Source organism: Ensifer sp. Root1252 (genome assembly GCF_001425885.1).
Classification (GTDB): Bacteria; Pseudomonadota; Alphaproteobacteria; order Rhizobiales; family Rhizobiaceae; genus Ensifer; species Ensifer canadensis.
This window is the reverse complement of record NZ_LMDT01000016.1, coordinates 24,250-43,323: the sequence shown is the minus strand read 5'-3', so window position 1 is coordinate 43,323 and position 19,074 is coordinate 24,250. Positions and strand designations below refer to the sequence as shown.

Sequence of the window (19,074 nt, the reverse complement as noted above, 5' to 3'; positions counted from 1 at the left end):
CCATCGCCATGCCAGCGGCAGATGCGGCTGCGATTCCAGGTCCGGCTCACGCGTAATTTTCTTGCGCGACCACTTGCCGTTCGGATGATCAAACCGGCGGAGCGATGGTGATCGGGGTGCCGTCGGAGAAACGTGAGAGGCGAAAAGGTGTGGGGTCGACGATCGGTTTTTGACCGGTAACGAGGTCGGCGACCAGATGTCCGGCCCCTGGGCCGATGCCGAAGCCATGGCCGGAAAATCCTGCGGCGACGACCAGGCCGGGCAGGCTTTCGACCGTAGAAATCACCGGCACGGCGTCGGGCGTGACGTCGATCAGGCCGGCCCAGACCTGCTGTACGCGAGCGTCGCGGAGGGACGGCAATGCCTTTTTTGCTTCATCGAATGCGCGCAGCGCGGAATGCTGATCGGGTTGCGGATCCAGCACCCGGTGCCGCTCGAAGGCGCCTGGGCGGTTGAGTGGAACGGAACCGATCTCGAAGAGTTCGCGCCAGCTCTGGGCACTGAGGCCGACCTGGACGGAATCGCCCTCGGCCTTCCGCGCCGGTTGGAAATCGCGGAAAAAGGCGACACTATCAGGCACAACGGGGTGCAGATTGGCGCCACCGTCGGCAATCGTGTAGCCGCCGTCGAGGCGTTTGCGATAGGCGTAGCTGCCCGTCGCGCCCGCGCCCTCGGGGCCGCCCGATACCGCACTGGTCCGGAGCACTGTGTTGCGCACTTTCAGTTGCGGCAGCCGGATGCCGAGCCCCTTGAGGAAGAGGCGCGACCAGGCGCCCCCGGCCACGACCACGGTCGCGGTTTCGATCCGGCCCTTCTCGGTGACGACGGCACTGATCCGGCCGGCCGTCCTCTCGACACCGCGGACGGCACAGCCGGACAGAACGCGGGCGCCGGCGCGCCTGGCTCCGGCAACGATTGCCGGTACCGCCTTTTGCGGTTCGGCCCTGCCGTCGCTCGGCGTGTGCAGCGCGCGCCAGTAGCGGATGCCTGCGCCCGGCATCAGGTCTTGTGTTTCTTCGGCCCCGATCTGCCGGCTGTCGACGCCATAGGGTCTTGCCATGGCAAGCCACGCATCGCGGTTGGCGATATCGGCATCGTTTTCGGAGATGTAGAGGATGCCGCTGCGGCGAAAGCCGGTTTCGCCTGCAACGCGGGCATCGAGCGTATCCCAGATCTTCAGCGCTTCGATCGCCAGCGGTATCTCCCGTTCGTCACGGCCCATGACGCGCACCCAACCCCAGTTGCGGCTCGACTGTTCCGCTCCGGGCACACCCTTTTCGCAGAGCACAACATCGATGCCGCGTTCGGCGAGAAACAGTGCGGTGCTGGCACCGATGATGCCGCCACCGACGATGACGACATCGGCTTTCGCCGGTTGGATCTGATCGGTTTCGACGGCATCGAGAGGGGGACCGGGCATGAGGGCAAGCTTTCAGGCGGGGTTTTGCGGACGCGCCATCGGTACATGCCGGCATCGCCAGATCAAGGCCCGGATTCTAGCCTTTCTGCACCCTTGATGTTTTGCCCGGTTCGGCCGATGTGAAATCGGCCGGGCCTGGCTTCAGACCGACTTTCGATTTGGCGCGCAAACTTCTATGTTTCGCGCATGAGTGACCGACCCGACGACCTTCGCCCTATTCTGCGCATCGACTTTCCGCCAGGGGACCGACTTGGGCGCGGCAAGATCATGCTTTTGGAACTCATCCGCGAGACCGGATCGATCTCGGCTGCCGGCCGCGCTATGGACATGTCCTACCGCCGGGCGTGGCTTTTGGTCGATGCGCTGAACCGGATGTTCCGGGAACCGTCGGTCGAAAGCCAGCGTGGCGGCAAACAGGGTGGTGGTGCGATGCTGACACCGTTCGGCGAAACGCTGATCCGCCGTTATCGCGAAATGGAGGCGAAGGCGAAGGCCGCCATCGCCGATGATCTCGCCTGGCTGGAGGCCGTCCGCGATCGGGAGCAGGCGAGTGCGCCTGTCAGTGATCGATCGCCACGGACTTGATGATCGCGTGGACCGGCTTGCCCTGATAAAGCTGGAGCGCATCGCGTGAAAAGGTGGTGATGCGGGCGGCGATCGTCGCGCTTCCGCAGTCCACCCGCACATCGACACTGCCGTTTTCGCCCACTGTCAGGTCGACGATCGTTCCCTCCAGCACGTTTAGAGCGCTGATGCCTTCAGGACGAACCGTCGCCAGCATGACGTCGCGTGCGGCAATATGCAGGCGCAGCGCGTGCCCCGGCGCCACGTCGATCCTTTGCACCCGGATCAGCCGGTCGCCGACCCGGACGGTTGTCAGATCGTGGGTGGCGTCGTGCATCTCGACCACGCCTTCGAGCAACACGCCCGCTTCGCGCCGGCCGGTTGCCAGTGCCGCCGCCGGCGCGCTCAACACTTCGGCGGCGGCGCCCGATGCCTTTACGCGGCCGTTCTCCAGCACGACGACCCGTTGCGCCAGGCGCGCGACCTCACTCACGGAGTGGCTGACATAGACGATCGGCACGCCCGCATCGTCGCGCAATCGCTCGAGATAAGGCAGGATCTCGGCCTTACGCGCATCGTCGAGCGCGGCAAGCGGCTCGTCCATGAGCAGCAGGCGGGGGGCGGCAAGCAAAGCGCGGCCGATGGCGACGCGCTGCCGCTCGCCGCCCGAGAGCGCCGAGGGGTTGCGCTCGAGCAGATGGCCGATGCCGAGCATGTCGACGACACGCGCCATGTCGGCCGCCTTTCCTGACCTGCCGGCAAACCAGCGGCCATAGGCAAGGTTGCTGCCGACGCTTAAGTGCGGGAACAGCCGAGCTTCCTGGAAGACATAGCCGAAGCGGCGGCGATGCACCGGCGTGAAGATCCGTCGTTCGCTGTCGGCGATGATGTCGCCGTCCAGCACCACGCGGCCGCTTTCCGGCTTCATCAGTCCGGCGATGATGTTGATCAGCGAGGTCTTGCCCGAGCCCGAGCGGCCGAACAGCGCGGTGACGCCGCCGTCGGAGGTGAAGGTGGCGTCGACGGAGAAATCCCCGAGCCGATGGCGGGCTTCAACGAGAAGGCTCATGCGGCAACCGTTCGCTTGGCGGCGGCGTTTGCCAGCAGCTCCGAGAGCATCAGCGCCGCCATGGAGATGATCACCGAGATGATCGTCAGGCGCATGGCGCCGGCATCGCCGCCCGGCACCTGGGTGAAGGTGTAGATCGCAGACGACAGCGTCTGCGTTTCGCCGGGGATGTTGGAGACGAAGGTGATGGTCGCGCCGAATTCGCCCATCGCCTTGGCGAAAGCGAGGATCATGCCGGCGATGATGCCTGGCAGGATCAAGGGCAGCGTGATGGTGAAGAACACCCAGACCGGCCCGGCGCCGAGCGTGGTTGCGGCATCCTCGAGCTTGCGGTCGACCGCCTCGATCGACAGCCGGATACTGCGAACCATCAAGGGGAAGGCCATGACGGCGCAGGCGAGTGCCGCGCCGGTCCAGCGGAAGGAAAAGACGAGGCCGAAATTCTCGGCGAGAAAGGCGCCGATCGGTCCGCGACGGCCGAACAGCAGCAGCAGCAGGAAGCCGGTGACGACGGGGGGCAGGATCAGGGGCATGTGAACGAGGCCGTTTAGCGCCGTCTTGCCCCAGAAGCGTCCGCGGGCAAGCAGCATGGCGACCCCAAGCGCAAACGGCAGGCTGCAGACCATCGCAACCGTCGCCACGCGCAGGCTCAGCAGGATCGCCGTCCATTCCGCCTCGCTCAACTCCAACCAATCCAAAGTCATCCCACTCCCGGTCGAAATGCCCAGCGCCGCGCGATGTCCGCGCGGCGCTGGAGAAAGATAGATGCTTCGCCCGTTTCTGGACAGGCGCCGCACGCGCTATTTCAGGATAGTAAAGCCCTGCTTTTCGAAGAGCGGCGCTGCCTTGTCGGACTTGATGAAGTCGACATAGGCGGTCGCGTCGGCGTTCTTGCTGTCCGTGGTGACTGCGATCGGATAGATGATCGGCGGATGGCTGTCCTCGGGGAAGGTTCCGACGATCTTGACGCCCGGATCGGCTGCAGCGTCGGTCTGGTAGACAATGCCATAGGGCGCTTCCCCGCGCGAAACGAGCAGCAGTGCGGCGCGCACGCTCTCGGCGCCCGCAACCTTCTGTTCGACGCTCGACCAGACGCCGAGCTTTTCAAGCGCTGCCTTGCCGTATTTGCCGGCCGGCACGGAATCGACTGCACCCATCGCCAGGCGACCGTCACCGAGTAGCGTTGCCAGATCGAAGCCCTGCTTGATGTCGATCGGCTGCGCGTCTGTCTTGCCCGAGATGAGAACGATGCTGTTGCCGAGCAGGTTGGCACGGGTGTCGTCCTTGATCAGCTTCTTCTCGGCCAGATAGTCCATCCAGGCGAGGTCGGCGGAGATGAAGACGTCAGCCGGTGCGCCCTGTTCCACCTGCTTGGCGAGCGCGGAGCTGGCCGCATAGGAGACGGTCGTTTCCTTGCCGCTTTCTTTCTGCCATTCGGCATTGATCGCATCGAGCGCGTTCTTCAGGCTCGCGGCAGCAAAAACGGTTACCTTGTCCTCGGCCATGGCGGCGCTTGGCGCGAAGGTCGCGCCGGCCCAGGCGACGCCAAGGGCGAGCACCAGCCCCTTCAGCCATTGTCTGCGTTGCATCATCAGTCTTGCCTCCATCAAGTTCGTGATATTTTTCAGGATATAACGATATCTCATCCTGATTAGCGTTGTATCCATTGAAATACAATGCTGCTCGAAAGCGCTAGTAAAAGCCGTGAAACAAGCGGCTCGTCGCGCGGTTAGCGCTTGCGGCTGCGGGTGATCGCTCTAAATTCCGGGGCGGCAAGCGGATGAAACGGACCGGAGGCGTGATGGAAACGGCAGTGAAGCTCGAAGAAAGCTGGAAGGCGGCGTTGGAGCCCGAATTTTCCAGCGCGTATATGGGCGAACTCAAGCAGTTCCTGGTCGGCGCGCGCAGCGAAGGACGGCAGATCTTTCCGCGGGGACCTGAATATTTTCGGGCGCTCGATCTGACGCCGCTCGACAAGGTGCGCGTCGTCATCCTGGGGCAAGACCCGTACCACGGTGACGGCCAGGCGCACGGGCTCTGCTTCAGCGTGCGTCCGGGCGTCAGAACGCCACCTTCGCTCGTCAACATCTACAAGGAACTGAACGCCGACCTCGGTATTCCACCGGCTCGTCACGGCTTTCTCGAAAGTTGGGCGAAACAAGGCGTGTTGCTGCTCAACAGCGTGCTGACGGTCGAGCGCGGGCAGGCGGCTTCACATCAAGGGCGGGGCTGGGAGCGCTTCACCGACGCGATCATCCGCGCCGTCAACGAGGCCGATCACCCGGTGGTGTTTCTGCTGTGGGGTTCCTACGCGCAGAAGAAAGCCGCCTTCGTCGACCGCTCGCGCCATCTCGTTTTGCGGGCGCCGCATCCCTCGCCGCTCTCGGCGCATTCCGGCTTTCTCGGTTGCCGGCACTTTTCCCAGGCCAATGCCTTCCTCGCCTCGAAAGGCTTTGAGCCGATCGACTGGACGCTGCCGGAAAATCCGGAGGCACCTTAAGCGCGCGCGCCAAGCAATGACGCCGACGGCTGGGAGCGTGTCGCGGGCGGGTCTTGTGTCTCAATCGGCAATCCGCCAAAGACACTGCAACACTTTGATCTGCTGCAGATAACAAAGGCGAGGACCGCGTGCGAAAACTTCTGATCATCGGCATCGGCTCCGGCAACCCCGAGCATATGACTGTACAGGCGATCAATGCGCTCAACCGCGCCGACGTGCTGTTCATCCCGACCAAGGGTGAGAAAAAGACCGAGCTTGCGGAGGTGCGCCGCGAGATCTGCGCGCGCTACGTCACGCGCGCCGACAGCCGCACGGTCGAATTCGCTGTGCCGGTCCGCCGCACCGAGGGCGTCAGCTATGATGGCAGCGTCGACGACTGGCATGCCCGCATCGCCGAAATCTACGAGCGCCTGATCGATGGCGAACTGACCGAAGACGGAACCGGCGCCTTTCTCGTCTGGGGCGACCCAATGCTCTATGACAGCACCATCCGCATCGTCGAACGGGTGAAGGCGCGTGGCAAGGTCGCGTTCGACTATGACGTTCTTCCCGGCATCACCAGCCTGCAGGCGCTTTGCGCCAGCCACCGCATTCCGCTGAACCTTGTCGGCAAACCGGTCGAGATCACCACCGGGCGCCGCCTGTCCGAAAGTTTTCCGAAGCGCAGCCAGACGTCGGTCGTCATGCTCGATGGCGAGCAGGCATTCCAGCGGATCGACGATCCGGACGCCGAGATCTACTGGGGCGCCTATCTCGGAACGCCAGACGAAATCGTCATCTCCGGCCGCTTGGCCGACGTCAAGGACGAGATCCTGGCGACCCGCGCAAGGGAACGCCAGCGCATGGGGTGGATCATGGATATCTACCTCTTGCGCAAGGGTGCCGATTTCGAGGAATAGCCGCTGTTGTGCCTGCTTTCTCCAGGCTTTTCCCGTCGTCTTTGATCTCTCTCAACGTCGGTGGCTGTGCTATAGCGTCTGGTGAAAAAAAAGCCCAACGAGAGGGCGACCGCTGGGAGCGACCGAGACAAGACTATGAGCAGTTGCGCCGTGCCGACATCGCAAACAATGGATGCCGCCGCCTCTATGCGCCGGGGTGCGTGCCCGTCGCTTGCAGCACCGATGCCGACCGGCGATGGCCTGCTGGTGCGGCTGCGGCCGCTCGACGGCAGCCTGACGCTTTCCCAGTTCTCTGATGTCGCTGAGGCCGCCCGGCAGTTCGGCAATGGCATCCTGGAAATTACCGCGCGCGGCAATCTGCAGGTCCGCAGGCTGACGGCATCGACCGTTCCCGGCCTTGCCCAAGCGATCGGCGAAGCGGCGATCGTGGTCCCCGATGGAGTTGCCATCGAGACGCCACCGCTTGCCGGCATCGATCCGGAAGAGATCATCGACCCACGGATCCTCGCTGCCGTGCTGCGCAAAGAGATCGCCGCACGAGGCGCTGCACTGCGGCTGGCGCCGAAGCTCGCCATCATCGTCGATGGCGGCGGCCGGTTCCACCTCGGCGATACGGTTGCCGATCTCCGTCTGCAGGCTGTCGGGCGCGGCGGGGACGTCTGGTGGAACCTATCGCTTGCGGGAACCGCTGCAACGGCGAAGCCCATTTGCGCGCTTCGAACCGAGGCGGTCGTGCCGATCGTTATCCGGATTCTTGCAGCGCTGACCGACATCGGGCCGGCTGCGCGTGGCCGGGATCTCGAGATCGATGCGGTGCAGATGCTCTGTCCGGTGGGCGCCGACTTTGTCGAGATCGTTCCGGCTCCGATGTCGGTGTCTCCGGTCGTCGGTATCCACGATCTCGGCTCGACTGGTGCTGTCCTTGGCCTTGGGCTCGCCTTCGCCCAAATCGACGCTATCAGCCTCATCGCCCTTCTGCGGCAAGCCGCGGAGCTTGGGGCGCGAGAAATCCGGCTTGCGCCCGGCCACAGTTTCTTCATGCTGGGTCTGGAGCCGGAAGCGGCCGAAATCGTCCAGCGGCTGGCGCTGGCGCAGGGCTTTCGTATTGCAGCGGATGACCCGCGAAACCACATTGCCACCTGCGCCGGCAGCACCGGCTGCGCTTCCGCATGGATGGACACCAAGGCGATGGCGCGGCTATGGGTGGAAACGGCGCCGGATCTGCTCGACGGCTCGCTGACGGTGCACCTCTCCGGTTGCGTCAAGGGCTGCGCCCGTCCGAAGGCGTCGGCGTTGACGCTGGTGGGTGCGCCATCAGGATATGCGCTTGTCGTAAATGGGGCGGCGAAGGATGGCGCGAATGCCTACACCGATGAAAATGGAATGAAATCCGCGCTGGAACGGCTGGCTGGCCTGGTGCGGGAAAACAAAGACGCTGGCGAATCGGCGCGGTCCTGTCTTACACGGCTGGGTGCCGCGCGCGTCTCGGCTGCGTTCGAACAGGGATAGAAATGCCTGAGTATGATTACATCCGGGATGGCAACGCCATCTATGAGCGTTCCTTCGCCATCATTCGGGCAGAAGCCGACCTTTCCGCCTTCTCCGAGGAGGAAGCCGATCTCGCGGTGCGCATGGTTCATGCCTGCGGCCTCGTCGAGGCGTCGAAGCAATTCGTGTTCTCTCCCGATTTCGTCACCGCTGCCCGCGGCGCCCTGAAGAACGGCGCGCCGATCCTCTGCGACGCCGAGATGGTGGCGCGGGGCGTAACGCGGGCGCGCCTGCCTGCAGGCAACGAGGTGATCTGTACGCTTCGCGATCCGCGCACCGCGGAACTGGCAGCCGAGATCGGCAATACCCGGTCGGCTGCGGCACTGAAGCTCTGGGGTGAGCACATGGCTGGTGCGGTCGTCGCGATCGGCAACGCGCCGACGGCGCTCTTCTATCTGCTCGAAATGCTGCGCGATGGCGCGCCGAAGCCGGCTGCGATCATCGGCATGCCGGTCGGTTTCGTAGGTGCTGCGGAATCGAAGGATGCGCTTGCCGAGAATTCCTATGGCGTGCCCTTCGCCATCGTGCGCGGTCGCCTCGGCGGCAGCGCCATGACGGCTGCAGCACTCAATTCGCTAGCGAGGCCGGGCCTGTGAGCGGGGCAGGCATGGGCCGGTTGATCGGCGTCGGCACAGGCCCCGGCGATCCGGAGCTGCTGACGGTCAAGGCCGTCAAGGCGCTGGGCGAGGCGGATGTGCTTGCCTATTTCGCCAAGGCAGGCCGCAGCGGCAATGGCCGCGCTGTTGTCGAGGGGCTGTTGAAGCCCGGTCTCATCGAATTGCCGCTCTACTATCCCGTGACCACCGAGATCGACAAGGACGACGGCGCCTACAAGAGCCAGATCACCGATTTCTACAACGCTTCTGCTGACGCAGTCGCCAGGCATCTCGAGGTCGGGCGGACCGTTGCGGTGCTGAGCGAGGGCGATCCGCTGTTCTATGGTTCCTACATGCATCTGCATGTGCGGCTTGCCGGGCGCTTCCCGGTCGAAGTCATCCCCGGTATCACCGCCATGTCCGGCTGCTGGTCGCTTGCCGGCTTGCCGCTGGTCCAGGGCGACGACGTCCTGTCGGTCCTGCCGGGCACCATGGCGGAAGGTGAGCTTGGACGACGCCTTGCCGATACCGAGGCCGCCGTCATCATGAAGGTCGGGCGCAACCTGCCGAAAATCCGCCGGGCGCTTGCCGCCTCCGGCCGGCTCGACCAGGCCGTCTATGTCGAGCGTGGCACGATGAAGAACGCGGCGATGACGGCACTTGCCGAAAAGCCCGATGACGAGGCGCCATACTTCTCGCTCGTGCTCGTTCCCGGGTGGAAGGACAGGCCATGACCGGCACGCTCTATGTCGTCGGCACGGGCCCCGGCAATGCCGAGCAGATGACGCCGGAGACGGCGCAGGCGGTCTCAAACGCGCAGGAATTCTTCGGCTACATCCCCTATCTCGATCGCCTCAACCTCAGGCCCGACCAGATGCGCATCGCGTCGGACAATCGCGAGGAGCTTGATCGCGCACAGGCGGCACTGACGCGCGCTGCTGCCGGCGCCAAGGTCTGCATGGTATCGGGCGGCGACCCCGGCGTCTTTGCCATGGCGGCTGCTGTCTGCGAAGCGATTGACAAGGGACCGGCGGAATGGAAGTCCGTCGATCTCGTGGTGACGCCCGGCGTCACCGCGATGCTGGCGGTTGCCGCGCGCATCGGCGCGCCGCTTGGCCATGATTTCTGCGCCATCTCGCTGTCCGACAACCTGAAGCCCTGGGAGGTCATCACCAAGCGGCTGAAGCTCACGGCGGAAGCCGGGCTGGTGATCGCGCTCTACAATCCGATCAGCAAGGCACGGCCCTGGCAGCTCGGCGAGGCCTTCGAAATCCTGCGCGGCGTGCTGCCGGCAACAGTGCCGGTGATCTTCGGTCGCGCCGCCGGCCGGCCGGATGAGCGCATCGCCGTCATGCCGCTCGGCGAGGCCGACGCCAGCCGCGCCGACATGGCGACATGCGTCATCATCGGTTCGTCGGAAACGCGCATCGTTGCGCGCGAAGGCAAGCCGGATCTGGTCTATACGCCGCGTTTCTATGCGGGAGACAGCCATTGATCGATGCGTTCGAGCGCGGCATCGCAGTCGCTCACCGACAGCACGTCGGTGGGCTTGCGGCGCTCGACCATGATCACCGCGATCCCCAGCCTGCGCGCAGCCGCGATCTTTCCATAAGTTGCGGCTCCGCCACTGTTCTTGGCGACGATGACGTCGATGCGATGAGCCCTAAGCAGATCGATCTCGTCCGTTTCGGCAAATGGGCCGGTGGCAAGGATCGCCGTCGCGTCCGGCAGTTTCAGGGGCGGGGTCACCGGGTCGACGCTGCGGATGACGTAGCTGTGCTGCGGCGCAGTCTCGAAATGAAAGGCCTCCTGCCGGCCGATGGCGAGAAAGACACGGCGCGGGGCGTCGCCAAGGGCCACGACCGCCTCCGCAACGGTGCCGACGCCGGTCCAGTTGTCGCCGGCTTCCGCTTGCCACTGCGGGCGCTGCAGGGCGAGCAGGCGCACCCGCGCAGCCTTTACCGCCGCGGCGGCGTTTTGGGAAATCCGGGCGGCGAAGGGGTGTGTCGCGTCGACGACCAGCGCGATCTGTTCGGCGTTGAGGAAGGCTGCGAGCCCCTCGGCGCCGCCAAAACCGCCGATGCGGGTCTTGACTGGCTGCGGGCGCGGATCGGCCGTACGGCCGGCAAGCGAGATCATGGTGTTGTAACGCATGTCACCGGCAAGGCGGGATGCCAGTTCGCGGGCCTCGGTCGTCCCGCCAAGAATGAGAATGCGAGGTTTTTCCATGGCTGAGGTGTCGAACAGCGATCCGGCCATCGTCTCCCCCTGGTTGACCATCATCGGCATAGGCGAGGATGGTGTAGCCGGTCTCGGCGACGAGGCCAAGCGGCTGATTGCCGCTGCGCCGGTCGTCTATGGCGGTGCCCGCCACATGGAGCTGACGCACTCGCTGATAAAGGGCGAGGGCCGCGTCTGGCAAAGCCCGTTCGGCCGCTCGGTCGAGGAGATCGTTGCGCGTCGCGGCAGCCCGGTGGTCGTGCTCGCCTCAGGTGATCCCTTCTTCTTCGGCGTCGGCGCCACGCTTGCGCGCCGCGTCGCCGCGCCTGAGATCCGCACGCTTCCGGCACCGTCCTCCTTCAGCCTTGCCGCCTCACGTCTCGGCTGGGCACTGCAGGAGGCAACGCTCGTTTCGCTGCACGGCCGGCCGATCGATCTAGTGCGGCCACACCTGCAGCCCGGCAACAGGGTGCTCGCTCTGACCTCGGATGGGGCGGGACCGAAGGCGCTCGCCGAGCTGCTCGCAACAAGCGGTTTCGGTCAGTCCAGGCTTACGGTTCTGGAGGCCCTTGGCGGCGCCGGCGAACGCGTGACGACGCAGATTGCCTCGCGCTTCATGCTGGGTCTGGTCCATCCGCTCAACGTCTGCGCCATCGAGGTGGCCGCTGATCAGGGCGGACGGGTGCTGCCGCTTTCGGCCGGGCGCGACGACACGCTGTTCGAACATGACGGCCAGATCACCAAGCGGGAGGTGCGGGCGCTGACCCTTTCGGCGCTGGCGCCGCGCAAGGGCGAGCTGCTCTGGGATATCGGCGCCGGTTCCGGCTCGATCGGCATCGAATGGATGCTGGCCGATCCGGCCATGCGGGCGATCGCCATCGAGGCCTCGCCGGAGCGCGCGGCGCGTGTCGGCCGCAATGCCGAGGCATTCGGCGTGCCCGGCCTTACCGTCGTCGAAGGCAAGGCGCCGGCGGCTCTCTCAGGCCTGTCGCGTCCCGATGCAATCTTTATCGGCGGTGGCGGCAGCGAGCCTGGCGTCATGGACGCAGCCGTTGCGGCGCTTGGCAGCGGCGGCCGGCTTGTCGCCAACGCGGTTACGACGGAAATGGAAGCGGTGCTGCTTCAACGCCACGCGCGGCTCGGCGGATCGCTGATCCGCATCGACATCGCCCGCGCCTCGCCGGTCGGCGGCATGACGGGATGGCGCCCGGCGATGCCGGTGACGCAATGGTCCTGGACCAAGGCCTAGAGCATGTCGCGCAAAAGTGTACCGCGGTTTTGCGACAACGGCACGCGAAAGAACATTCGCGCAAAAGGGCGGAGCGTTTTACGTCCGACTTGCGCAATTATGAGATGGCGTGGATCCACGATGCTGTGTGCAAAGGGGACGCTCCAAAACATTCGGAGAGACACATGACGGTACACTTCATCGGCGCCGGTCCGGGAGCGGCGGACCTGATCACGGTTCGCGGCCGCGATCTGATCGGGCGCTGCCCGGTCTGCCTTTATGCCGGCTCGATCGTCTCGCCGGAACTGCTGCAATATTGTCCGCCCGGCGCCCGCATCGTCGATACCGCGCCGATGTCGCTCGACGAGATCGAGGCGGAATATGTGCGCGCGGCGGAAGTCGGCGAGGATGTCGCCCGGCTTCATTCCGGGGACCTCTCGGTCTGGAGCGCGGTTGCCGAGCAGATCCGCCGGCTGGAAAAGCACGGCATCGGCTATACCATGACCCCCGGCGTGCCGGCCTTTGCCGCCGCGGCCGCGACGCTCGGTCGCGAGCTGACCATTCCGGCGGTCGCCCAGAGCCTGGTGCTGACGCGGGTTTCCGGTCGTGCCTCGCCGATGCCCAACACCGAGACGCTTGCCGGCTTCGGCGCCACCGGCTCGACCCTTGCCATCCATCTCGCCATCCATGCGCTCGACCAGGTCGTTGCGGAACTGACACCGCTCTATGGCGCCGAATGCCCGGTGGCGATCGTCGTCAAGGCGTCGTGGCCGGATGAACGGGTGGTGCGTGGCACGCTTGGCACCATCGCCGCCAAGGTGGCCGAGGAGCCGATCGAGCGCACCGCGCTGATCTTCGTCGGTCTGGGACTGGAAGCGTCGGATTTCCGCGAAAGCTCGCTCTACGATCCCGCCTATCAGCGCCGCTTCCGCGGGCGCGAGTAGGCCTACTCTGCGCTCTCTTCGGGCAGCGGCTTCTGTTTCAACGGAACGCCGCGGCGTTGCTCGACGCGGTCGCGATAAAGTGCTGCCTGGCCGAGCAGCATCAGCGTCACCGGCGTGGTCATGATGACGAAGACGATGATCAGCACTTCGTGGAACACCCAGCGGCTCTGCAGCACGGCAAAACAGATGATCGAGGCGGTGCAGATGAGGATGACGCCGCCGCTGGTGGCAAGGGTCGGCGCATGCAGGCGGGTGTAGAAATCCGGCAACCTCAGCAGGCCGAGCGAGCCGATCAGCGCAATCGCCGCGCCGAGAAGAACGAGCCCGCAGACGACAATGGCGGCCCAGGTCGGAAGGTCGGTCAGATGGCTCATTCGATCAACTCCCCGCGCATCAGGAACTTGCCGAAGGCGATCGACGAGACGAAGCCGATCAGCGCGACGATCAGCGCCGATTCGAAATAAAGGCTGTTGGCGGTGCGGATGCCGAAGGATAGCAGCATCAGCATGGCGTTGATGTAGAGCGTATCGAGGCCGAGGATGCGATCCTGCGCCCGCGGTCCCTTGACCATGCGGTAGAGCGCGAAGGCCATGGCAAGCCCGATCATGATCTGCGCGATCAGGATCGACCAGATGATTGCAAGCTCAGTCATCCGAACATCTCCTTCAAACCTGCCTCATAGCGCTTCACCGTCTGCAGCCAGATCTCCTCGTTTTCCATGTCGAGCACGTGGAAGAGCAGCGACTTCCGGCGGCGGTCGTATTCGAGCCACGCGGTGCCCGGCGTCGCCGTCATGATGCAGGCGAGCAGAGCAAGCGCGTTTTCGTCTTCGAGATCGAGGTCGACCGTCAGGAAGCCCGAGTTCGGCGCCCGCCGTCCGGCGCGCAGGATCACTAGCATGACGGCAATGTTGGAGCGGATGACGTCGACGACGACGCTGGCGCCGAAGCGCAGCGTGCGCAGGATCCGGCGCGGATGCGAGTGGGCGGGATTGAGCTTCAGCGTCACCCAGCCGAGCGCGACGCTCAATATCGTGCCCATGACGATCGTGCCGGGGGCGACCGACTGGTTGAGAAGCAGCCAGATGATGAGCAGGCCGACAGACAGCAGCGGGTAGGGGAACCAGGTGCGCATCGGTTACTGCCCTCCCGCACGTGGCGCCCTGAGGACGCGCTGGGTGTAGCCCGACGGGTCGAGCAGGGAATCGGCCGTTGCCTGCATGTAGTGCATCGTCGGCCCGGCCTGCAGGCTCAGGAAGATGCAGGCGCCGAGCAGCACGACGACGGGGGCAATCTCGATGACGAAGACGCGCGGCACGGTGTTTTCGATCGAGGCCCAGAAGGTGCGGATGCCGACGCGGTTCATGGCGATCATGGCGGAGAGGCCGGACAGGATCAGCAATGTGACGTAAGTCCAGTCGGCGGCAGAAATCGCCGGCGCGGCCTCGGGGCCGGAAAGGCCGAAGAGGCCGCTCAGGATCGCGAATTTGGCGACGAAACCCGAGAGCGGCGGCAGGCCGGCGAGCAGCAGCGCGCAGAGGCAGAAGCAGAGGCCGAGCACGGCCATGGTGCCGGGAATGGCGGCACCCGCTTCATCGACTTCCTCGTCCTCGTCGGCATCGCCATAGGCTTCCATCGTCACCGCCAGAACGTCGGCGCCGGCATCGCGGCCGCGCTCCACCAGTTCGATCAACAGGAAGAAGGCCGAGATCGTCAGCGTCGAACTGACGAGGTAGAACAGTGCACCGGCAATCATGCTGGAATGCCCGAGGCCGATCGCCGCCATCAGCGTGCCCGAAGAGACGAGCACCGAATAGGCGGCAAGCCGGGCCATCGCCTGCGAGGCGAGTACGCCGATGGCGCCGAGGGCGATGGTCAGCATGCCGCCGACCACCAGCAGAGTCTGGCCGAAGCCGGCGGACACCCCGGCATTGGCGCCAAAGACGAGCAGCGACAGCCGCAGGATGACGTAGATGCCGACTTTGGTCAGCACCGCAAAGACGGCCGCAACCGGTGGCGTTGCCGCCGAATAGGCGGTGGGCAACCAGAAGCTCAACGGCCACATGCCGGCCTTGACCAGAAAGGCGACGCCGAGCACGCCGGCGCCAACTTCGACCATCTGGCGGTTCTCTGGCGAGATGGTCGCAAGCTTGACCGCGAGGTCGGCCATGTTGAGCGTGCCGGTCGCGCCATAGATCAGGCTGACACCGATCAGGAACAGCGACGAGGCGGCAAGGTTGATCGCGACATAATGCAGGCCGGCCTTGACGCGCAGCGGGCCCGAGCCGTGCAGCAGCAGGCCGTAGGAGGCCGCGAGCATGATTTCGAAGAAGACGAAGAGATTGAACAGATCCCCCGTCAGGAAGGCACCGTTGAGCCCGGCGATCAGCAGCTGGAACAGCGAGTGGAAGTGATGGCCGGCGGTGTGCCAGCGGGCGATCGAATAGACCTGGGCGGCGAGCGCCAGGCCGCTCGTCAGGCAGAGCATCAGCGCGGAGAGCCGGTCGAGCACCAGTACGATGCCGAACGGCGCCGGCCAGTTGCCGAGCTGGTAGACGCTTGTGCCCGCAAGAAAGCCTTCCGTCGAGGCGCTAGCGCGCATCAGCACCATCGAGAGCACGAAGAGGGCGAGCGTCGAGACGAAGCCCATCACGCCCTTGGCCATGCGGTTGCGCTCGTCGATCGGGATCATCGCCGCGCCGACCATCAGCGGCAAGAGGATCGGCAGGATCATCAGGTGGTGCAGCCAATCAGTCACTGCGCTGCTCCCTTCCATCGACATGGTCGGTGCCGGTGAAGCCGCGCGAGGCGAGCAGTACGACGAGGAAGAGCGCCGTCATGGCAAAGCCGATGACGATCGCGGTCAGCACCAGCGCCTGCGGCACAGGATCGGTGTAGCGCGAGAGATCGCCGACGCCGCCGGGCTCGAGAATGGGGGGCGCATTCACGCGCAGCCGACCCATGCTGAAGATGAAGAGATTGACGGCATAGGAGAGCAGCGACAGGCCGATGATCACCTGGTAGGTGCGTGGGCGGAGCAGGAGATAGACGCCCGAGGCGGTGAGGACGCCGATGGCGGCAGACAGGATGATCTCCATTACTTCGCCTCCTTTCCGGCGCGAAGGACGGCACGGGCATGGGCACGCGGAGCGCGGATCGACTGGTGCGCAAGCGCGATCAGGATGAGCACGGTTGCCCCGACCACCAGCGAGAAGACGCCGAGGTCGAAGAGGATTGCGCTTGCCAGCGGGAATTTGCCGACGATCGGCAGGGTGACATATTGCGCGTGCGAGGTCAGGAACGGATAGCCGAACAGCCACGAACCGATGCCGGTTGCCGCCGCGACGATGATGCCGATACTCATCCAGCGCAGCGGGTGGATGCGCAGCCGCTCCTCGACCCAGCGGGTGCCGCCCGACATGTATTGCAGGATGAAGCCGATCGACATGGCGATGCCGGCCGCAAAGCCGCCGCCCGGCAGGTCGTGGCCGCGCAGGAAGAGATAGGCGGCCAGCATGCCGCTGACCGGGAACATCCAGCGCATGATGACAGATGGAACGAACAGATATTCGGCGACGCTGTCGCCCTTTGCGCGATCGGGATGATCGTCGTCGAAGGCATTTTGGACCTGCTGCTGTACCGGCGCCTCAAGGCTGTCTGCCTGAGGACGGAAGCGCAGCAACAGTGCAAAGACGGTCAGGGCCACGATCGCCAGCACGGCGATTTCGCCGAGCGTGTCGAAGCCGCGGAAGTCGACGAGGATGACGTTGACGACATTGGTGCCGCCGCCTTCCTTGTGGGCACGCTCGAGGAAATAGCTGGCGATGGTTTCGGGCATTGGGCGGGTCATCACGGTGTAGGCGATCAGCGCCACGCCGCCGCCTGCGACAATGGCCAGCAGAAAGTCGCGCAGGCGCCGCAGACGGACGCGCAGCGACAGCAATTCTGATTCCTGCGTGTCCTCGATGCGCTTGGGCAGCCAGCGCAGGCCGAGCAGGATCAGCACAGTCGTGACGATCTCGACGAGGAGCTGGGTAACCGCAAGATCGGGGGCCGACAGCCAGACGAAGGTGATGCAGGTGACGAGACCGGCGCCGCCGAGAAGCACGAGTGCCGCCAGCCGGTGGAACTTTGCCTGGTAGGCGGCCCCAACCGCGCAGGCGATGCCGATCGCCCAGAGCAGGGCGAAGGCCGGATCGATGCCGCGCACCAGAAGCGGCGGCAGTTCGAAATGATTGAGCAGCAGCGGCAGGGCGCCGGCGACGATCGCGACGAAGACCAGGAACCGCATCTGCGGCTGCAGTCGGCGCGTGCCGAGCCTCTGTTCGAGCCAGCGCGCCCACTTCCACGACAGGGTCACCAGTACCCGCTCGAAGATGCGCTGGCCGTGCAGCAGGCGGAAGACCGGCGGCCCTTCGGTGCTGGTCGCCAGATAGTTCCCCATCAGGAAATAGAGGCCGATGCCACCGAGAAGCGCCACGAAGCTCATTATCAGCGGCAGGTTCCAGCCGTGCCAGACCGAAAGGTTGTACTGCGGGGTGCTGGCACCGAGGATAGACACGACGGCTGTGTGCAGGAACGGGCCGATGGTGATGGCCGGGATAATGCCGACGACGAGGCAGGCCAGCACCAGGAACTCGATCGGCGCCCGCATCCAGCGCGGCGGCTCATGCGGGATCTTGGGCAGATCGCTCGGCGTCGGGCCGAAGAAGACGCTGTGGATGAAGCGCAGCGAATAGGTCACCGCGAACATGCCGGCGAGCGTGGCGACATAGGGCGTCATCGTATCGAGCAAATTGGCCTGGTGCGTCTCGATCGCTTCGGCGAAGAACATTTCCTTGGAGATGAAACCGTTCAACAGCGGCACGCCGGCCATCGCGGCGCTGGCGACCATGGCGAGCATTGCGGTTCCCGGCATGTAGCGTATGAGCCCGCCGAGCTTGCGCATGTCGCGCGTTCCGGTCTCATGGTCGATGATGCCGGCCGCCATGAACAGTGATGCCTTGAAGGTCGCGTGATTGACGATGTGGAAGACGGCGGCGACCGCCGCGAGCGGACTTCCGAGGCTGAGCAGCACCGTGATCAGGCCCAGGTGGCTGATGGTCGAATAGGCCAGAAGCCCCTTCAGATCCTGCTGGAAGATGGCGAAGTAAGCGCCGAGCAGTAGTGTCGTCAGGCCGGCGAGCCCGACGATCCAGAACCAGGCCTCGGTGCCGGCCATCACAGGCCAGAACCGGACGAGCAGGAACACGCCTGCCTTCACCATCGTCGCCGAATGCAGATAGGCGGAGACGGGGGTTGGTGCTGCCATCGCGTGCGGCAGCCAGAAATGGAACGGGAACTGCGCGCTCTTGGTCAAGGCCCCGAGCAGGATCAGGACCAGCATCGTGACATAGAGTGGGTGGTTGCGGATCGTATCGCCGGAGGCAAGCACGACGTCGAGGTCGTAGCTGCCGACGACGCGGCCCATGATCAAAAGCCCGACAAGCATGCAGAGCCCGCCCATGCCGGTCATCGTCAGCGCCATGCGCGCACCGTCGCGGGCGTGGGCATTGTGGTGCCAATAGCCGATCAGCAGGAAGGAGACGATGCTCGTCAGCTCCCAGAAGACCGCAAGCAGGATCAGATTGCCGGAGAGAACGACGCCCAGCATCGACCCCATGAAGGCGAGAAACAGGGCAAAGAAGCGCGGTACCGGATCCTCTGCCGCCATGTAGTAGCGGGCGTAGAGCACGACGAGCACGCCGATTGCGGTCACCAGCACCGTGAACAACCAGGCAAAGCCGTCCATTCTCAAGGTGAAGTTGAGGCCGAGCTCGGGCATCCAGGCAAGTTCATAGCGAAGAACGCCGCCGGAGGTGACGAAGGGGTAGAGGCAAACCGCAACGAGGAAGCAGAGCAGCGCGATCGCGCCTGCGAACCAGGCCGTTGCGCCGCGTTGATCGGACGGAAAGAAGATTGCAATGAGGCTCCCCGCAAACGGGGCTAGGATGAAGACAGAAAGCAATTTCCCCGCGTATTCGATCGTATCGTTCCCTTCTCTTGGGCATATTGGAGATTGGGTGCCGAAGCCCCTCAAGGACCATC

The 19,074-nt window shown here is 64.9% G+C and carries 20 protein-coding genes; 9 read left to right on the top strand and 11 right to left on the bottom strand.

The features are described 5' to 3' along the window. Positions 1-88 precede the first annotated feature (88 nt). Positions 89-1,420 carry an FAD-binding oxidoreductase gene (locus tag ASD02_RS18440; RefSeq protein WP_057221592.1) on the bottom strand — a complete coding sequence of 444 codons (1,332 nt, stop codon included), beginning with the start codon at positions 1,418-1,420 and terminating at the stop codon, positions 89-91. Positions 1,421-1,606: 186 nt separating this feature from the next. Between ASD02_RS18440 and ASD02_RS18435 the strand changes: the two genes are divergently transcribed. Beyond that, positions 1,607-2,005, top strand: coding sequence for a winged helix-turn-helix domain-containing protein (locus ASD02_RS18435; protein ID WP_025424942.1), 399 nt, complete (start codon positions 1,607-1,609; stop codon positions 2,003-2,005). On the opposite strand, the gene modC is transcribed toward ASD02_RS18435, so the two are convergent. The 3 genes from modC to modA form a co-directional block, all read right to left on the bottom strand. Beyond that, the gene (modC, locus tag ASD02_RS18430; RefSeq protein WP_025424941.1) at positions 1,980-3,053 is read right to left on the bottom strand and encodes a molybdenum ABC transporter ATP-binding protein; all 1,074 of its coding nucleotides are present in this window, start codon (positions 3,051-3,053) and stop codon (positions 1,980-1,982) included. The two genes, ASD02_RS18435 and modC, sit on opposite strands and share 26 nt — an antisense overlap. Further along, positions 3,050-3,751, bottom strand: a complete 702-nt coding sequence (modB, locus tag ASD02_RS18425) for a molybdate ABC transporter permease subunit (protein WP_025424940.1) — start codon at positions 3,749-3,751, stop codon at positions 3,050-3,052. Before modB ends, modC begins: the two co-directional genes overlap by 4 nt. 102 nt (positions 3,752-3,853) lie before the next feature. After that, a complete protein-coding gene (gene modA / locus ASD02_RS18420; protein ID WP_082555566.1) occupies positions 3,854-4,645 on the bottom strand; it encodes a molybdate ABC transporter substrate-binding protein in 792 nt (263 codons plus the stop codon). A 209-nt stretch (positions 4,646-4,854) separates the two neighbouring features. Here modA and ung point away from each other — a divergent pair, with 209 nt between their 5' ends. From ung to ASD02_RS18390, 6 genes are all read left to right on the top strand, one after another. Continuing rightward, positions 4,855-5,553 carry a uracil-DNA glycosylase gene (gene ung, locus ASD02_RS18415; RefSeq protein ID WP_025424938.1) on the top strand — a complete coding sequence of 233 codons (699 nt, stop codon included), beginning with the start codon at positions 4,855-4,857 and terminating at the stop codon, positions 5,551-5,553. A 128-nt stretch (positions 5,554-5,681) separates the two neighbouring features. Beyond that, the gene (gene cobF, locus ASD02_RS18410; protein ID WP_025424937.1) at positions 5,682-6,452 is read left to right on the top strand and encodes a precorrin-6A synthase (deacetylating); all 771 of its coding nucleotides are present in this window, start codon (positions 5,682-5,684) and stop codon (positions 6,450-6,452) included. 135 nt (positions 6,453-6,587) lie between these two features. Beyond that, on the top strand, positions 6,588-7,961 hold the full coding sequence (cobG, locus tag ASD02_RS18405; protein WP_025424936.1) for a precorrin-3B synthase: 1,374 nt from the start codon (positions 6,588-6,590) through the stop codon (positions 7,959-7,961). A 2-nt stretch (positions 7,962-7,963) separates the two neighbouring features. After that, positions 7,964-8,596 (top strand): precorrin-8X methylmutase, encoded by a 633-nt coding sequence (locus ASD02_RS18400; RefSeq protein WP_025424935.1) that lies wholly within the window; start codon positions 7,964-7,966, stop codon positions 8,594-8,596. Then, entirely contained in the window at positions 8,593-9,330 is a 738-nt protein-coding gene (locus tag ASD02_RS18395) for a precorrin-2 C(20)-methyltransferase (protein ID WP_025424934.1), read from the top strand. Before ASD02_RS18400 ends, ASD02_RS18395 begins: the two co-directional genes overlap by 4 nt. Beyond that, positions 9,327-10,091 carry a precorrin-3B C(17)-methyltransferase gene (locus ASD02_RS18390; RefSeq protein WP_025424933.1) on the top strand — a complete coding sequence of 255 codons (765 nt, stop codon included), beginning with the start codon at positions 9,327-9,329 and terminating at the stop codon, positions 10,089-10,091. The genes ASD02_RS18395 and ASD02_RS18390 overlap by 4 nt, the downstream gene beginning before the upstream one ends. Here the strand turns inward: ASD02_RS18390 and ASD02_RS18385 are convergent. Continuing rightward, entirely contained in the window at positions 10,070-10,855 is a 786-nt protein-coding gene (locus ASD02_RS18385; protein WP_038576517.1) for a cobalt-precorrin-6A reductase, read from the bottom strand. The two genes, ASD02_RS18390 and ASD02_RS18385, sit on opposite strands and share 22 nt — an antisense overlap. Between ASD02_RS18385 and cbiE the strand changes: the two genes are divergently transcribed. Both cbiE and cobM read left to right on the top strand, forming a co-directional pair. After that, positions 10,824-12,065, top strand: a complete 1,242-nt coding sequence (cbiE, locus tag ASD02_RS18380; protein ID WP_107028392.1) for a precorrin-6y C5,15-methyltransferase (decarboxylating) subunit CbiE — start codon at positions 10,824-10,826, stop codon at positions 12,063-12,065. The genes ASD02_RS18385 and cbiE overlap by 32 nt on opposite strands. 164 nt (positions 12,066-12,229) lie before the next feature. After that, positions 12,230-12,988 carry a precorrin-4 C(11)-methyltransferase gene (gene cobM, locus ASD02_RS18375; protein WP_025424931.1) on the top strand — a complete coding sequence of 253 codons (759 nt, stop codon included), beginning with the start codon at positions 12,230-12,232 and terminating at the stop codon, positions 12,986-12,988. A gap of 2 nt (positions 12,989-12,990) precedes the next feature. On the opposite strand, the gene mnhG is transcribed toward cobM, so the two are convergent. Genes mnhG through ASD02_RS18345 form a run of 6 tightly spaced genes read right to left on the bottom strand, consistent with a single transcriptional unit; the run spans position 12,991 to position 19,012 of the window. Further along, positions 12,991-13,362, bottom strand: coding sequence for a monovalent cation/H(+) antiporter subunit G (mnhG, locus tag ASD02_RS18370; RefSeq protein ID WP_025424930.1), 372 nt, complete (start codon positions 13,360-13,362; stop codon positions 12,991-12,993). Continuing rightward, positions 13,359-13,640: a K+/H+ antiporter subunit F gene (locus tag ASD02_RS18365; RefSeq protein WP_025424929.1), complete on the bottom strand. Its 282-nt coding sequence runs from the start codon at positions 13,638-13,640 to the stop codon at positions 13,359-13,361. The genes mnhG and ASD02_RS18365 overlap by 4 nt, the downstream gene beginning before the upstream one ends. Then, on the bottom strand, positions 13,637-14,122 hold the full coding sequence (locus tag ASD02_RS18360) for a Na+/H+ antiporter subunit E (protein WP_025424928.1): 486 nt from the start codon (positions 14,120-14,122) through the stop codon (positions 13,637-13,639). Before ASD02_RS18360 ends, ASD02_RS18365 begins: the two co-directional genes overlap by 4 nt. A 3-nt stretch (positions 14,123-14,125) precedes the next feature. Continuing rightward, positions 14,126-15,769, bottom strand: coding sequence for a monovalent cation/H+ antiporter subunit D (locus tag ASD02_RS18355; protein WP_057221591.1), 1,644 nt, complete (start codon positions 15,767-15,769; stop codon positions 14,126-14,128). Next, positions 15,738-16,085 (bottom strand): Na+/H+ antiporter subunit C, encoded by a 348-nt coding sequence (locus ASD02_RS18350; RefSeq protein ID WP_025428214.1) that lies wholly within the window; start codon positions 16,083-16,085, stop codon positions 15,738-15,740. The genes ASD02_RS18355 and ASD02_RS18350 overlap by 32 nt, the downstream gene beginning before the upstream one ends. Next, positions 16,085-19,012, bottom strand: coding sequence for a monovalent cation/H+ antiporter subunit A (locus ASD02_RS18345; protein ID WP_337797751.1), 2,928 nt, complete (start codon positions 19,010-19,012; stop codon positions 16,085-16,087). The genes ASD02_RS18350 and ASD02_RS18345 overlap by 1 nt, the downstream gene beginning before the upstream one ends. Between the last annotated feature and the right edge of the window lie 62 nt (positions 19,013-19,074).

Bases quoted from the DNA above. Each gene is read 5' to 3' on its own strand.
- ung (WP_025424938.1), top strand. From the start codon at position 4,855: ATGGAAACGGCAGTGAAGCTCGAAGAAAGCTGGAAGGCGGCGTTGGAG.
- modA (WP_082555566.1), bottom strand. From the start codon at position 4,645: ATGATGCAACGCAGACAATGGCTGAAGGGGCTGGTGCTCGCCCTTGGC.
- ASD02_RS18365 (WP_025424929.1), bottom strand. From the start codon at position 13,640: ATGACTGAGCTTGCAATCATCTGGTCGATCCTGATCGCGCAGATCATG.
- ASD02_RS18400 (WP_025424935.1), top strand. From the start codon at position 7,964: ATGCCTGAGTATGATTACATCCGGGATGGCAACGCCATCTATGAGCGT.
- ASD02_RS18390 (WP_025424933.1), top strand. From the start codon at position 9,327: ATGACCGGCACGCTCTATGTCGTCGGCACGGGCCCCGGCAATGCCGAG.
- ASD02_RS18440 (WP_057221592.1), bottom strand. From the start codon at position 1,420: ATGCCCGGTCCCCCTCTCGATGCCGTCGAAACCGATCAGATCCAACCG.
- ASD02_RS18435 (WP_025424942.1), top strand. From the start codon at position 1,607: ATGAGTGACCGACCCGACGACCTTCGCCCTATTCTGCGCATCGACTTT.
- modC (WP_025424941.1), bottom strand. From the start codon at position 3,053: ATGAGCCTTCTCGTTGAAGCCCGCCATCGGCTCGGGGATTTCTCCGTC.
- ASD02_RS18385 (WP_038576517.1), bottom strand. From the start codon at position 10,855: ATGGCCGGATCGCTGTTCGACACCTCAGCCATGGAAAAACCTCGCATT.
- cbiE (WP_107028392.1), top strand. From the start codon at position 10,824: ATGGCTGAGGTGTCGAACAGCGATCCGGCCATCGTCTCCCCCTGGTTG.
- ASD02_RS18350 (WP_025428214.1), bottom strand. From the start codon at position 16,085: ATGGAGATCATCCTGTCTGCCGCCATCGGCGTCCTCACCGCCTCGGGC.
- cobM (WP_025424931.1), top strand. From the start codon at position 12,230: ATGACGGTACACTTCATCGGCGCCGGTCCGGGAGCGGCGGACCTGATC.
- ASD02_RS18355 (WP_057221591.1), bottom strand. From the start codon at position 15,769: ATGTCGATGGAAGGGAGCAGCGCAGTGACTGATTGGCTGCACCACCTG.
- mnhG (WP_025424930.1), bottom strand. From the start codon at position 13,362: ATGAGCCATCTGACCGACCTTCCGACCTGGGCCGCCATTGTCGTCTGC.
- cobG (WP_025424936.1), top strand. From the start codon at position 6,588: ATGAGCAGTTGCGCCGTGCCGACATCGCAAACAATGGATGCCGCCGCC.
- ASD02_RS18360 (WP_025424928.1), bottom strand. From the start codon at position 14,122: ATGCGCACCTGGTTCCCCTACCCGCTGCTGTCTGTCGGCCTGCTCATC.